Source organism: Staphylococcus sp. AntiMn-1, assembly GCF_001663395.1.
GTDB lineage: Bacteria > Bacillota > Bacilli > Staphylococcales > Staphylococcaceae > Staphylococcus > Staphylococcus equorum.
The window spans coordinates 1,061,030-1,075,480 of sequence record NZ_CP012968.1; the positions used below are offsets into that span (position 1 = coordinate 1,061,030).

The 14,451-nt window shown below is 32.5% G+C and carries 12 protein-coding genes and 2 pseudogenes; 6 read left to right on the plus strand and 8 right to left on the minus strand.

Features of this window, described 5'->3' with window-relative positions; all coding sequences use genetic code 11:
* Positions 1-53 precede the first annotated feature (53 nt).
* On the plus strand, positions 54-434 hold the full coding sequence (locus tag AOB58_RS05175; protein WP_046465136.1) for a YbaN family protein: 381 nt from the start codon (positions 54-56) through the stop codon (positions 432-434).
* Between the two features lie 531 nt (positions 435-965).
* Here AOB58_RS05175 and AOB58_RS05180 read toward each other — a convergent pair.
* The 8 genes and pseudogenes from AOB58_RS05180 to AOB58_RS05210 form a co-directional block, all read right to left on the minus strand.
* Positions 966-1,507 (minus strand): annotated as a pseudogene (locus AOB58_RS05180) (GNAT family N-acetyltransferase).
* A 106-nt stretch (positions 1,508-1,613) separates the two neighbouring features.
* Positions 1,614-2,417, minus strand: coding sequence for an MFS transporter (locus AOB58_RS05185; RefSeq protein WP_237283172.1), 804 nt, complete (start codon positions 2,415-2,417; stop codon positions 1,614-1,616).
* A gap of 80 nt (positions 2,418-2,497) precedes the next feature.
* Positions 2,498-2,815 carry a hypothetical protein gene (locus tag AOB58_RS13760; protein ID WP_237283173.1) on the minus strand — a complete coding sequence of 106 codons (318 nt, stop codon included), beginning with the start codon at positions 2,813-2,815 and terminating at the stop codon, positions 2,498-2,500.
* 582 nt (positions 2,816-3,397) lie between these two features.
* Positions 3,398-4,642, minus strand: a complete 1,245-nt coding sequence (locus tag AOB58_RS05190; protein ID WP_046465135.1) for a Glu/Leu/Phe/Val family dehydrogenase — start codon at positions 4,640-4,642, stop codon at positions 3,398-3,400.
* A 110-nt stretch (positions 4,643-4,752) separates the two neighbouring features.
* Complete coding sequence (locus tag AOB58_RS05195; protein ID WP_002508135.1) at positions 4,753-5,943, minus strand: ornithine--oxo-acid transaminase; 1,191 nt, start codon at positions 5,941-5,943, stop codon at positions 4,753-4,755.
* Positions 5,944-6,521: 578 nt separating this feature from the next.
* The gene (locus tag AOB58_RS05200) at positions 6,522-7,655 is read right to left on the minus strand and encodes an NADH-dependent flavin oxidoreductase (protein WP_064783051.1); all 1,134 of its coding nucleotides are present in this window, start codon (positions 7,653-7,655) and stop codon (positions 6,522-6,524) included.
* A 169-nt stretch (positions 7,656-7,824) separates the two neighbouring features.
* Complete coding sequence (gene ygs / locus AOB58_RS05205; RefSeq protein ID WP_064783052.1) at positions 7,825-8,226, minus strand: S1 domain-containing post-transcriptional regulator Ygs; 402 nt, start codon at positions 8,224-8,226, stop codon at positions 7,825-7,827.
* Between the two features lie 391 nt (positions 8,227-8,617).
* Positions 8,618-9,220, minus strand: coding sequence for a peptidylprolyl isomerase (locus AOB58_RS05210; protein ID WP_021339466.1), 603 nt, complete (start codon positions 9,218-9,220; stop codon positions 8,618-8,620).
* Between the two features lie 67 nt (positions 9,221-9,287).
* Between AOB58_RS05210 and kapB the strand changes: the two genes are divergently transcribed.
* The 5 genes and pseudogenes from kapB to AOB58_RS05235 all read left to right on the plus strand — a co-directional run.
* A complete protein-coding gene (gene kapB / locus AOB58_RS05215; RefSeq protein ID WP_002508139.1) occupies positions 9,288-9,668 on the plus strand; it encodes a sporulation phosphorelay system protein KapB in 381 nt (126 codons plus the stop codon).
* Positions 9,669-9,794: 126 nt separating this feature from the next.
* The gene (locus AOB58_RS05220; protein ID WP_064783053.1) at positions 9,795-12,212 is read left to right on the plus strand and encodes a Na+/H+ antiporter subunit A; all 2,418 of its coding nucleotides are present in this window, start codon (positions 9,795-9,797) and stop codon (positions 12,210-12,212) included.
* Positions 12,193-12,621, plus strand: a complete 429-nt coding sequence (locus AOB58_RS05225; RefSeq protein WP_002512223.1) for a Na(+)/H(+) antiporter subunit B — start codon at positions 12,193-12,195, stop codon at positions 12,619-12,621. The genes AOB58_RS05220 and AOB58_RS05225 overlap by 20 nt, the downstream gene beginning before the upstream one ends.
* Positions 12,621-12,968, plus strand: a complete 348-nt coding sequence (mnhC1, locus tag AOB58_RS05230; RefSeq protein ID WP_002508142.1) for a Na+/H+ antiporter Mnh1 subunit C — start codon at positions 12,621-12,623, stop codon at positions 12,966-12,968. Before AOB58_RS05225 ends, mnhC1 begins: the two co-directional genes overlap by 1 nt.
* Positions 12,955-14,442 (plus strand): annotated as a pseudogene (locus AOB58_RS05235) (Na+/H+ antiporter subunit D); the annotation flags it as partial. The gene mnhC1 and the pseudogene AOB58_RS05235, both read left to right, overlap by 14 nt.
* Between the last annotated feature and the right edge of the window lie 9 nt (positions 14,443-14,451).

Genomic DNA, 14,451 nt, shown 5'->3' on the forward strand with positions numbered 1-14,451 from the left:
TATAGTGATGAATTAGTTTATTATTGATAATAGCTATCAATAGGAGTGTTTTTTTGAAATATTTTTTAATTATTATTGGTGTGTTATTTACAGTCATTGGTTTTGCTGGTGTTTTATTACCTTTGTTACCAACTACGCCATTTTTATTAGTTGCAGTACTTTGTTTTTCTAAAAGCTCTGATAAATTTGAAAAATGGTTAGTACAAACAAAGGTTTATGTGAATTATGTTGAGAGCTTTAAAGAAAACAAAGGCTATACATTGAAGGATAAGTTCAAACTTTTGTTAAGTCTTTATATAGTTATCGGCTTTTCAATTTTCATGTTAGATCATCCTTATATAAGATTGGGTTTATTAATCATGGTAACGTTGCAGACGATAGTTTTATTTACTTTTGTAAAAACATTACCAGCTAATTTTTATGATAAAAAATAGTTTTCTGGTAAAAATAATAGTGTTGAGGAAAGTATTATTTTTTAATAATCATCCCATTACTGGATATATATGGATTAACTATTAAATTTATTAAAAGCATTTACTTAAAAAGTTAGTTTTCAAACTAACTTTTAAGAGTGTCAACAAATTCTGTGACTTTGTTGACATTTTTTTATGCACACTTTCCACGGACACAGCCTCTTCCTGTATTTTTTGTCTAGTGCTTTTTTACCGAGTAAGAAATCGCACAATAAATCGCCCTTTTTCAAAAGAAAATGAAATTAATATATTTACTGTGTCAACAAATAGAGATACCCTAAATTTCAAAAAGAATTAAATGATAAGTTTCATGGAAATAGAGTGTTTCAAAGATATAATATCTATAAAAAACACCCCTAAAAATTAGATTTTTAAGTCCAACTTTTGGGGTTCACATCACAATTGATTTGTCTTTGTTTTAAAACGTGAGTTTGAAATGTAAGTTTTTATTTGTAAACTTCGGTAACTATAATCTTCTGAAAAATTTAGTTTTTAATTATTATATTCAGATTTAAGCAAGCTAAACACGTAACTATCAACGAATTTTCCATTCAATTTTTCATCTTCTCTTAAAATGCCTTCTTGTTTAAATCCTAATTTGCGGGGATTTTTTGACTTTTAATATTTTTAGTCGCTGTTTGTATTTCAATTCTGTTCAAATTTATTTCATTGAAACAGTAATCTATTAAAAATTTTGTGCATTTTGTCATTATTCCTAAATTTTCGTAATTTTGATCAATATAATAGCCTATAGATGTTTTTTCATTCAACCAATTTATGTAATGTAATCCGATGACACCAATCAATTGTTCGTTGTACCAAATACCACAGTGAAACCCATCATTTTCTATAAATTGATTTAGCGCATATTTTATAAATTGCTTAGTATCTTCACTTGTTTTCGTGAATTTTACAAAGGGAAGCCATTCATTTAGATAGTCTCTTGAATTATCAACTATATTAAAAAGTGCTTGAGTATCTCTTTCTTCTAAAATTTTAAGGCTTAAATTGTCATTAATCTTTGTTTTAAACATAGTACTCCTCCTTTTAAAATCTTATAAGTGTGTTTATATTTTGATATTTTATTTAGGTGTAAAACGAATAATAAATGTATTTTCCTTTTCATTTAATATAGATTACTCAAATATCCTTTCTATTTATAATCACAATAATCGAAGATATAAAAAGCAGTGTTGCAGCTAACATAAATATGAATCTCACACCAAATAAGTCGGTCAAATTACCTAAAATTAGCGAGGAACCCCCGAAAATTGCCGTTATTAAAGCGTCTTTTGCTGAGTAAATATTAGGTAAAAGTCTATGAACCACACTCTTCTGTACTAATGTCTCTTGAGCAACATCCTTCATCTGATTTACCAAACCAAATAATAAGGATAATACTAATGCCATCCACGGAGTCGACGTTAAACCAAACATTAGAGTTGTTAAACTAGCTAAGAGAGCTCCAACTAAAATAACTTTACTGGAAAGTCTATCTACTAAATGTGACCATTTTAAACTTAAAAACCCACCTATCATTAATCCAGAGAAGAAAGTCGCGTTTATATACCCCCACCATTGTTCTCCAGTTTGCAAAACTTGGTCTACATACACGTACATAATTGCAGCTACCCACACCACATTTGCAATCGATTCAAAAAATTCTACGATACTAATAGTACGTAAGGTGGGTGTTTGCCAAATAGTTACCCATCCTTTTTTTAACACTTCCCAATTTGATAGTTTTATTGACTGTTCATCGCTCACTATATTTCTATCAATACTAGGAATTAAAAACATCATAAAAGTTGATGTTACAAACAAGAAAAATGTAAACCAAAGAACGTTTACTCCCCCTATAATAGCAACAAGCATTCCTCCAACTGCCCATCCGCCTAAACGAATTGTTTGATCAAGAATAGCAAGTAAACTATTAGCTTTCACCAGAGCATTTTGTTCGACTAATATTGGAATAAATGCATTTCTCGCTGGATTTGCCCATCCGTCTAAAAAGGAGATGGCAATTACAAAGAAAAAATTAAAACAGATGTATTAATAGAAGAAAAAACATCTATATAACCTATAAGTATAATTATAGCTATTGTTTTACCTAATTGGGAATAAGCTAAAAGTGCCTTTAGGCTAACTCGTTCAATAATTAAAGGAGCGATGATGCCACTTACAAACCTTGATGCTGTTATAAAAAAAGGTACAAAAGCCATATAAGTTACAGAACCTGTTAATTCGTATATTATCGCTATTAAACCCACCATATAAAAAACATCTCCGCTATTTGCGAAAGATTGACCAATCCATAAAAAACGAAACGATGATTTATTCATCAGAAATTACTCCTTGAATTAATTTATTATTTAATTTTTATTTTAAATTAAATATGATCTTACGTCGGGTCGTCATCCTTTTCTTTATATAATTTATCAGGTGGAGTTAAATTATTTAGCTATTAATATTCTTTTTTACAATAGCATAACTAAAAAAGTACGACAAGTCTGATAATTCGGAAAATAAATAACATAGCATTTTAAATTAAATCAATGTTAATAACAATTATAAGTTTAGTATAGATTTTTGTGTAGCATAAAAAAAAATAAAGTTTTTCACTTTTTAAACTTCCACTTTGAAGAGAGCATATAAAATACAATAAATGTTTATTCATTAACTGAAATATGATTAAAGTTTCTACCAGTACTCATAGCCTTAGAAAAATGGATAATTAAATGTAATATACTAACAAAAAAATATCGATAAAGTTATAAGACTCAATCGACATTTTGAAAGGAAGTTTCTCCTAAAAAATGAACTCGTAATAAATAGAAAGTACCCACTATTAAAAATTAATAGTGGGTACTTTCTATTTTTCTAAATCAATAACTATTTAAACCATTTATACTCTATTTTACGTTTTATGCCCAACCACGATAACGAGCTGCCTCTGCAGTACGTTTAATACCAACGATAAACGCAGCTAAGCGCATATCAATTTTTCTATTTTGTGATAATTCATAAATTGTATCAAAAGCAGTTATAAGTTTTTCACGTAATTTAGTGTTTACTTCTTCTTCTGTCCAATAATAACCTTGATTATTTTGTACCCATTCGAAGTATGAAACAGTTACGCCACCAGCACTTGCTAATACATCAGGAACAAGTAGAATGCCACGTTCAGTTAAGATACGTGTTGCTGCTGGTGTTGTTGGGCCATTAGCAGCCTCAACCACGATATCAGCTTTAATATCTGCTGCATTATCTTCAGTAATTTGATTTGTAATTGCTGCCGGAATCAGCACATCACAATCAAGTTCGAACAATTCTTTATTTGAAATTGTTTCTTCAAATAAATTTGTTACTGTTCCGAAACTATCTCTTCTGTCTAACAGATAGTCAATATCTAAACCTTCTGGGTCATGTAATGCACCATAAGCGTCTGAGATACCAACAATTTTTGCACCCATGTCGTACAAGAATTTCGCTAAGAAACTACCTGCGTTACCGAAACCTTGAATTACCATACTTGCACCTTTTAAGTCTAGCCCTCTTCTTTTTGCAGCTTGCTCAATGGCAATTACTACACCTAAAGCTGTTGAACGATCACGGCCTTGTGAACCGCCTAAAACAATTGGTTTACCAGTAATGAAACCTGGTGAATTGAATTTGTCTAATGAACTATATTCATCCATCATCCACGCCATAATTTGAGAGTTTGTAAATACGTCTGGTGCTGGAATATCTTTAGTTGGTCCAACGAATTGAGAAATTGAGCGCACATACCCACGAGATAGACGTTCTACTTCATGAATGCTCATTTGTCTTGGATCACAAATGATTCCACCTTTACCTCCGCCGTACGGTAAATCCACTATGCCACATTTCAATGTCATCCACATTGATAGGGCCTTAACTTCTTCTTCATCAACATCTGGATGGAAACGAACTCCACCTTTTGTTGGTCCAACAGCATCATTATGCTGTGCACGATAACCAGTAAATGTTTTAACAGTACCATCATCCATACGGACAGGAATTCGAACTTCAAGGAATCTTAAAGGTTCCTTTACTAAATCATACATACCATCGTCAAATCCCAGTTTATGCAATGCTTCTTTAATAATTTGTTGCGTAGAAGTAACTAAATTATTATTCTCAGTCATGATTCATTTCGCCTCTTTTTCGTAACTAATGATTTCGCTTTCATGATAATTGTAACATAACATTTCGCTTTTTAAAGAGTTTTCAAAACTTATATTTTTTAACTATAAATTTACTCGAAAACGCTTCTTACTTTGTCTAATGCAAAGTCTAATTCTTCTTTTGAAATAATAAGTGGTGGAGCAAAACGGATCACAGTGTCATGAGTTTCTTTGCATAATAACCCTTTTTCTTTTAATGCTTCACAATAAGGTCTCGCATCTTCATTTAATTCAATTCCGATAAATAAACCGCGACCACGAACTTCTTTAATTGCAGGGTGATCTATTTTTTCTAGTTCAGATTTGAAATAATTTCCTAATTCTAATGAACGTCCTGGTAAATCTTCGTCGATAATAACATCTAATGCAGCATTTGAAACTGCACAAGCTAATGGATTACCACCAAATGTAGAACCGTGAGACCCAGGTGAAAACACACCTAATACTTCTTCGTCTGCTAATACGACTGAAATTGGTAATACGCCGCCGCCTAATGCTTTACCTAAAATGTATACGTCTGGTTTAACGTCATCCCAGTCTGTAGCAAACAATTTACCTGAACGACCTAAACCAGCTTGGATTTCATCGGCAATAAATAAGACATTATGTTCATCACATAATTCTCTAATTGCTTTTAAGTAACCTTCTGGTGGAACATTGATTCCAGCTTCCCCTTGGATTGGTTCAATTAAAATTGCAGCAGTATTTTCGTTGATTGCGCCTTTAACAGCTTCAATATCTCCAAAATCAACTTTATTAAATCCTTCTAATAATGGACCATATCCACGTTGATATTCAGGTTCTGATGATAACGATACTGGCGCCATAGTACGACCATGGAAGTTACCATTGAATGCAATTACTTCTGCTTTATCTGGTTCTATATTTTTAACATCGTAAGCCCAACGACGTGCAGCTTTCAACGCAGTTTCAACCGCTTCAGCGCCTGTGTTCATTGGCAATGCTTTTTCTTTACCTGAAAGTTTACAAATTTTTTCATACCATTCGCCTAGATTATCACTATGGAATGCACGAGACACTAAAGTAACTTTATCTGCCTGGTCTTTCAATGCTTGAATAATCTTTGGATGTCTGTGACCTTGGTTTACAGCTGAATACGCAGATAGCATATCCATATATTTGTTACCTTCGGGATCTTTAACCCAAACACCTTCTGCTTCCGATATAACGATTGGAAGTGGCACATAGTTTTGTGCTCCATAATGATTTGTTACTTCTATGATTTCTTTTGATCTTGACATGATATCTCCCCTTTGAAAATATTTAAGAGTCTTTTTAAACTCTAAAACGATACTTGTTCATAGCATAACGTATTTAGAGTTCAACTGAAACCATTTTCTAAAACTACTCATTTCATGCGACTTATAAGCTGATACATCAACAAAAATCAAGCTTTAAACATATCTTTAAACTACTCGATTTATATGTAAGCCCTTACATATATAATGACATAATTACCTATGTTTACACAAGATAATTTTGTCTGATTTAAAAAATAAAATATCGTTTATTATTTTTACATAAAATTGTATATTCAATCATAGCTTCATGCATTATAACAGTGGATAAATTAATAAATATACACTGTTATTTACTCGTAATTATATATAATTACTAATGAATAATACCTTGCCCAATATCTATTAGTTTGATGAAGCCATAATAATAATTGTTATTTTTAAATTATTTTTCCGAATTTTTCGTTTTATTTTATCTATAAGCTGCTAATATTTTACTTTTATCTATAATTAAAAAAGTAGCATATCAATCACAATATCTTTGGAAAATTGTGATAATACACTACTTGATGTTCTATATACTATTTATTATCTGTTCTTGGAAGTGGGTAGAAACCTTTATTAAACTGTTCCCATAATTTTGGTGGTAAATGATGCTTGTCTTTTCTATTTGGATCAAAATAAGAAATAATTTGATCTTCTTCACCGTTTTTAATTTTACTAACAAAATTGTGATCTAATAAGATTTCTCTACCTAAAGCTACAAGTTCTACATTTGTTGATTCAATCGCTTCAATTGCTTGTTCCGCAGTAAATATTGAACCAATACCAACAAGTGGCATACGACCATTAATCCATTGTAATAACAATTTAATACGTTCTTGACCTTTATATTGTCCTTCACGCGTTTTTGAATGTATATCCATCAATGAAACGTGTAAATAGTCTAATGGTTTTTCAATTAAATGTTTTACTAACGTTTCTGTAATTTCCATGCTTATACCCGGTGTTTCTGCTTCTTCAGGTGAAAATCTATATCCAACGATAAAATCTTTATTCCCGTGACGTTTAACTGTTTCTGTCACTTCATCAACAACTGCATTTACGAATTTATAAGGATCTTCGCCCCATTCATCATTACGACGGTTGTAATAAGGTGAGACAAATTGATGGATTAAGTAGTGGTTAGCACCATGAATTTCTACGCCATCAAAACCAGCTTCAATCACTCTTCGTGTCGCTTCACCAAACGCTTTAATTGTTTGTTCTATTTCTTCAACAGTGATTTCACGTGCATGATGTTCTTCTTGTTCTCCAAAACTTTTTAATGAAATTGGACTCGGTGCAGCTACATCTCCATTAGGAGTTAAATTAGGTAATGCCTGGGCACCACCATGATGGATTTGAACGACAGCTTTAGATCCATTTTTCTTCATTGCTTCAGCTAATCGTTTCAACCCTTCTAAATTTGAATCATGTGCTACAGAAGGTTGTCCAGGAAATGCTTTACCTAAATCTGTTACATTACTAGCAGCAGAAATAGCTAATCCCACATCTTTTGAACGTTGTTCCATATATACTACTTCTTCATTTGAAATCGACCCATCATCATTAGAAGATACGTGTGTTAGCGGAGCTAAGACAAATCTATTTTCTAATACAACTTTATTAGGTAATGTGAGCTTTTCAAATAATGGTTGAAATTTTTTATCCATTACAATTATTCCTCCTAAGTAAAATACCATATCGCTTTTTTCCACACTATTTGAGTGCTTGTTAATTCTAACTACCAAAACTATAAAGATAAATAAATATGCTCACGCATGTAATTTTTGATTATATCTTCTTCACAATAAAAAAATACTGACATTTCTTATCGAAATGTCAGTATCTTATTAAAGATGTTTTTTCATCTTTAATAGCGTTTTTGGACTGTTTAATCCAAACCGGCAAGCGTTCTTTAATTGTTTGAAACCCATGTTTTTCGGTTTCTTTAATTTCATCTAATACTGATTGCTTTTCCTTCTTACGTTCATAATTTTTAAAATAGTCATTATCTTTTAAAGAAAGATTCAGTTTACCTTCATCATCAATTGAAATCACTTTCGCTCTTACAATTTGTCCTTCTGATAAAAACTTTTTCAAATTATGGACGTAATCATCCATAATTTCGGATATGTGGATTAATCCTTCAGCATTGTCCGGGGTTTCTACAAAAGCGCCATACGGTTGAATACCAGTCACACGAACTTTGATATGTTGACCTACTGTATAGTGATTATTCAACGTGATAACCCCTTATTTCGTTTTACTTAACACTATTATAATAGCATAAATTATAACTTGGTACTAACATTTAATAGAAAAATTTCACATTTTATATATTCCATACAATAATTCAACAAAATAAAAACCTGAACCTTCTATGTATAGCAAGTATCTACTCTCATTTAACACTTAAAATTGCTAGACTATAAAAAATGCATACATAAAAATGTGTCTACCTATTTTCAATACGTTTAATTACATTGTTAACTTGTAAAGTAGTTTCAATAAAAAAACAGGCTCAACTTCACACTCAACATAAAATTACTAAATTGGGTGTTCGATTGAACCTGTTTTATATATTATATTTTATATTCTGCTTATAATTGCAAAACTATCATTTCTTACTCGCTTACTTTTGGTTTTCTTCGATATCAATTGAATCAATTGTAATATCATGTACTGGTTTATCTTGAGGGCCTACTTTTGTATTTGCAATGTCTTCTAATGTTGCTTTCCCATCTATTAATTGACCAAAAACTGTATGTTTTTGATCTAACCAAGGTGTACCACCATTTTCACCGTATGCTTTAACAATCGGTTCTGGCCAACCACCATCTGCTAATTGACTTAGCATTGATTCAGGTACTTCTGTCATTTGGACAATGAAGAATTGAGATCCATTTGTATTTGGACCAGAGTTTGCCATCGATAAAGCACCATATAAATTAAATGCTTCAAGTGAGAACTCATCTTCGAATGCGCCACCATAAATACTTTCACCACCCATGCCACTTGCTGTTGGGTCTCCGCCTTGTACCATAAAGTCATTAATTACACGGTGGAAAGTCACACCATTGTAATAACCATTTTTAGCATGTGTTACAAAGTTTTCCACTGTTTTTGGTGCCACGTCAGGTAATAATTTAAATGTCATATCTCCTTTATTTGTGTGTAATACCATTTTAATTTCGTTACCGTTTATTTCTGAATTTAACTGAGGATAGTTCGTCATTTTTATTCTCCATTTCATGTTAAGATGATATATGTATTCTAACACAAATGAAGGGATGTATTGAATTATGTTATATCGTTTTGCACATAAAACTGGAAGTTACGGTGTCATAATAAAGGAAGAAGATGAAAATCAAGTCTTAGTACAAGTCGAACAAGTTATCAAACACCCAAAACAAGGGGATTTACATAGCCCAACTGAAACTGAAAATGTATTTTTTCATGAGCGTAAAGCGTTAAGTCATTTTGAAAAGCGCTATACAACTAAATCGCATCTTAAATCATTCACAGAAGACGAATTACCTTATGAACAATCACTACAACAAGCAATCACTAAACTGGAACTTAAATTAAAAGATCAGGATACGTTACATGCAAAGAAATCACTCGAGAATTTACAGCAACTTAAGAAAGATTACGCAATTCAATATAAACAAAATTTTGAATAAAAATACTGCGTTTCTTCTTATTTAAATAAACATTAAATTCATGTGCTTCATGGGTTAGCCATGTTTTTCAGAATAGTCTAATTCATGTATAATAACCTTATACTATTTTTAAAGGAGGATAAAATAATGAGTTTGTTACATATAGCGGTTCTTCTACCGTTAATATTTGCACTCATTATTCCATTTGTATATCGGTTTCATAAACGAATACATTTAGGATGGTTTGTGTTACCTATCCCCGTCGTCTTATTTATATATTTCCTTTCATATATTTCTACAACCATGTCAGGGAATACCGTAATGCAGAAAGCAAACTGGATGCCTCATTTTGGTATGAATTTCGATTTATATGTTGATGGTCTGGGATTACTATTCAGTTTGTTAATAACTGGCATTGGTAGTTTAATCGTACTATATTCTATAAGTTATTTAAGTCGACAAGAGCAATTAGGGAATTTTTATTGTTATCTCTTGCTCTTTATGGGTGCAATGTTAGGTGTTGTTTTATCTGATAATATTATTATGTTATATCTATTTTGGGAGTTAACTTCATTTTCTAGTTTTCTACTCATATCATTTTGGCGTGACAAACAAGCATCTATTTACGGTGCTCAAAAATCAATGCTTGTCACTGTCTTTGGTGGCTTGTCACTACTGGGTGGTCTTATTTTATTATCACTCGCAGGTGGCTCTACAAGCATTCAAGAACTTATTGGAAATGCATCTGAAATCCAAACAAGTCCGTATTTCATTTTATCAATGATATTCGTATTAATTGGTGCGATGACAAAATCTGCTCAAGTTCCATTTTACGTTTGGTTACCGGATGCAATGGAAGCGCCAACGCCGGTCAGTGCCTACTTACACTCAGCTACAATGGTTAAAGCGGGTCTTTACTTAGTAGCACGTATGACACCCATCTTTGCACTTTCGCAAGGTTGGATTTGGACAGTAACTGCTGTCGGTTTAATTACTCTATTTTGGGCGTCATTAAACGCTACAAAACAACAAGATTTAAAAGGTATCTTAGCATTTTCTACCGTTTCACAACTTGGTATGATTATGTCTATGTTAGGTATAGGTGCAGTAAGTTATCATTTTGAAGGTGCTGAAAGTCAACTTTATGTTGCTGCGTTCACCGCTGCTGTGTTCCATCTTATAAATCACGCTACATTTAAAGGTGCGTTATTTATGATTGCTGGTGCCATTGACCATAGTACAGGTACTCGTGATGTAAAAAAATTAGGTGGATTGCTAACAGTAATGCCTATTTCTTTTACAATTACCATAATCACCTCACTCAGTATGGCAGGGGTGCCACCGTTTAACGGTTTCCTTTCTAAAGAGAAGTTCTTGGAAAGTATGATTGAGGTCACAAACGTTAACTTATTTAGTTTAAATACGCTTGGCTTATTAATTCCAATCATAGCAATTATCGGTAGTATATTTACATTTGTATATTCTATAAGATTTATTGGCCAAATCTTCTTAGGTAGCCATAAATCAGATGCTTTACCGAAAAAAGCACATGAAGCTTCTATACTAATGTTGTTTTCACCAGCTATTTTAGCAATATTAGTTATTGTATTTGGGTTCTTCCCTTCTATATTAACGGGATCAATTATTGAACCTGCTGTTAATTCAATTAGTCAAAGTACTGGAACGCATGCAGAATTCCATATGTTCTATGGTTTTACACCAGCATTTTTCTCTACCATTGGTATATATATTGTTGGTATATTGCTAATTTTATCGTTTGGCTATTGGGTGCGCTTATTACGCGCACATCCTACAAAACTTACAATCAATTACTGGTATGATAAGTTCGGTAATGATTCGCCAGGTTACTCAAGTAAGTTCACAAATGCTTATGTGACTGGTTTTACGCGTAACAACTTAGTAATTATATTTATTTCTTTAATTTTAATTACTTTAGCTACATTATTAGTCACACCATTTGGTATTAACTTTAAAGACGTGAGTGAAGTACGTCCATTTGAATTAATCATAGTGGTACTTATAATTACATCAGCTTCTATGATTATATTTGCACGTTCACGACTGTTCAGCATCATTATGGCAAGTGCTGTAGGTTATTCTGTCGCTATATTCTTTATATTCTTTGGCGCACCAGACTTAGCCTTAACACAGTTTATAGTTGAATCAATTTCTACAGCGTTATTCTTATTGTGTTTCTATCACTTACCAAACTTAAACAGACATAAAGAGACGCGTTCATTCAAACTTGTAAATGTTTTAATTTCTATTGGTGTGGGTGCAGTCGTAACTGTACTTGGCTTAATCGCTTATGGTAACCGACATTTTAGCTCTATTTCTGAATTCTACAAAGAGCATGTATATGACTTAGCAAACGGTACAAATATGGTTAACGTTATACTTGTCGATTTCCGTGGTACCGATACTTTATTCGAATCTGCGGTGCTTGGAATCGCTGGTTTAGGTGTATATACAATGATCAAACTTCGTACAAGTAATAAAACAAATGACGAAGGAGGTAAAAACATTGAAAAGACAGAAGAATAATATAATCTTTCAATATTCAGCTGTTGTTATCTTCTTCCTCATCGTAATGTTTGGTTTATCTTTATTTTTGGCAGGACATTACACGCCAGGTGGTGGCTTCGTAGGTGGACTGTTATTAGCCAGTGCGCTTGTCATCATCACTGTGGCTTTTGATATTAAAACTATGAAAAAAATCTTTCCTTGGGATTTCAAAATATTAATAGGCATTGGTTTGCTATTTTGTATAGCAACACCTATGGCGAGTTGGTTTTATAGTAAAAACTTCTTCACGCACACACCGTTTGAAATACCTTTAGGAATATTACAACCGATAGAAATGCACACAGCAACATTCTTTGACTTAGGCGTACTGTTTGCGGTTGTCGGTACCATAATGACTATAATCTTATCGATTGGAGAGGATGAGTAATGGAAATAGTAATGATATTTGTTTGTGGTATCCTCACAGCAATGAGCGTCTACCTCATTCTTTCTAAGAGTTTGATACGTATCATTATTGGGAGTACCCTTTTAACACACTCTGCCAACTTATTTTTAATTACAATGGGTGGGTTAAAAAAAGGTGAAGTACCGATATTTGAAAAAGATATTACTTCATATGTAGATCCGCTACCACAAGCGTTAATTTTAACAGCTATTGTAATTTCATTTTCTGTAACAGCGTTCTTCTTAGTACTTGCCTTTAGAAGTTATAAAGAGTTAGGAACTGACAACGTAGAAAGTATGAAAGGAGTGCTAGATGATGATCGAGAGTAATCTCATTATTTCACTACTCGTCATACCAATGTTAACTATTATTGCACTTGTGTTCATTGGTAAGCGCCCTATTATTAAACGATACGTTGCACTAAGCGGGACAGCTGTCACATTAATTTTTGCATTTATTAACTTAAACAACGTATTAAAGAATGGGATTATAACTTTAGAACTTGGTTCATGGGAAGCTCCATATAGTATTGTATTAGTACTCGATATATTTAGTATCCTTCTCGTGATTTCAAGTTTAATCGTAACAATGCTGATTATTTTATATTCTTATCAATCAGTGGGCATAGAACGTGAAACGTATTACTACTACTTCGCAGTAATGTTCATGCTAACAGGTGTCATAGGTTCATTTATCACAGGTGATATTTTTAACTTATTCGTATTCTTCGAAGTATTCTTACTGGCATCTTATATTCTATTAGTTATCGGTGGTACGAAAGTACAATTAAGTGAAACAATAAAATATGTACTTATAAATGTTACATCATCCGCTTTCTTTGTTATTGCGGTAGCAATGCTCTACTCGGTAGTTGGTACGTTAAATTTAGCCGATATTGGTGAAAAATTAGGACAACTACCTGCTGCTGATACTGGGATTGTAAATATCATATTCATCATGTTTATCTTTGTATTTGCAACAAAAGCCGGCGTTTTTCCAATGTACATTTGGCTACCAGGTGCTTATTACGCCCCACCAATTGCAATCATTGCCTTTTTCGGTGCATTATTAACAAAAGTTGGTGTCTATGCAATTGCCAGAACATCAAGTCTATTCATTCATGATACATCAAGCTTTCCGTTCTACATTATTCTTTTCTTAGCATTATTAACCATTATTTTTGGTTGTGTAGGTGCAGTGAGTTATTTTGATACTAAGAAAATTATTATCTACAATATTATGATTGCTGTCGGCGTTATTTTAGTCGGTGTAGCTATGATGACCCAAACTGGTATGATGGGTGCTATTTATTACACGTTACATGATATGTTAATTAAAGCAGCACTGTTTTTCTTAATTGGTGTTATGTACAAAATTACTAAAACGCATGACTTACGTAAGTACAGTGGTCTCATTAAAGACTATCCAGTTTTAGGTTGGACATTCTTTATTGCAGCGCTTAGCTTAGCAGGCATACCACCACTAAGTGGTTTTTATGGTAAATTTTATATTGTACAGGCTACCTTCGAAAAAGGTTTCTATTTAAGTGGTATTGTCATACTGCTTTCAAGTCTTGTTGTACTTTATTCCGTTATTCGCATTTTCTTACAAGGATTCTTTGGCGAATCAAAAGGATATAAAGTCAATCCTAAATTACAATATAAAGGTATACTTGCGATTGCTATTGTATCAGTTGTAATTTCAGTACTTTTCGGATTATCTGCAGACTTTCTACATCCAATTATAAAAGATGCTGCAGAGGCGTTCTATGATCCAAGTGTTTATATCGATGGCGTATTGGGGGAAAATAAT

Coding starts and splice junctions, on each gene's coding strand:
- AOB58_RS05190 (WP_046465135.1), bottom strand. CDS start 4,642: ATGACTGAGAATAATAATTTAGTTACTTCTACGCAACAAATTATTAAA.
- AOB58_RS13760 (WP_237283173.1), bottom strand. CDS start 2,815: ATGAATAAATCATCGTTTCGTTTTTTATGGATTGGTCAATCTTTCGCA.
- AOB58_RS05220 (WP_064783053.1), top strand. CDS start 9,795: ATGAGTTTGTTACATATAGCGGTTCTTCTACCGTTAATATTTGCACTC.
- mnhC1 (WP_002508142.1), top strand. CDS start 12,621: ATGGAAATAGTAATGATATTTGTTTGTGGTATCCTCACAGCAATGAGC.
- AOB58_RS05200 (WP_064783051.1), bottom strand. CDS start 7,655: ATGGATAAAAAATTTCAACCATTATTTGAAAAGCTCACATTACCTAAT.
- kapB (WP_002508139.1), top strand. CDS start 9,288: ATGTTATATCGTTTTGCACATAAAACTGGAAGTTACGGTGTCATAATA.
- AOB58_RS05195 (WP_002508135.1), bottom strand. CDS start 5,943: ATGTCAAGATCAAAAGAAATCATAGAAGTAACAAATCATTATGGAGCA.
- AOB58_RS05210 (WP_021339466.1), bottom strand. CDS start 9,220: ATGACGAACTATCCTCAGTTAAATTCAGAAATAAACGGTAACGAAATT.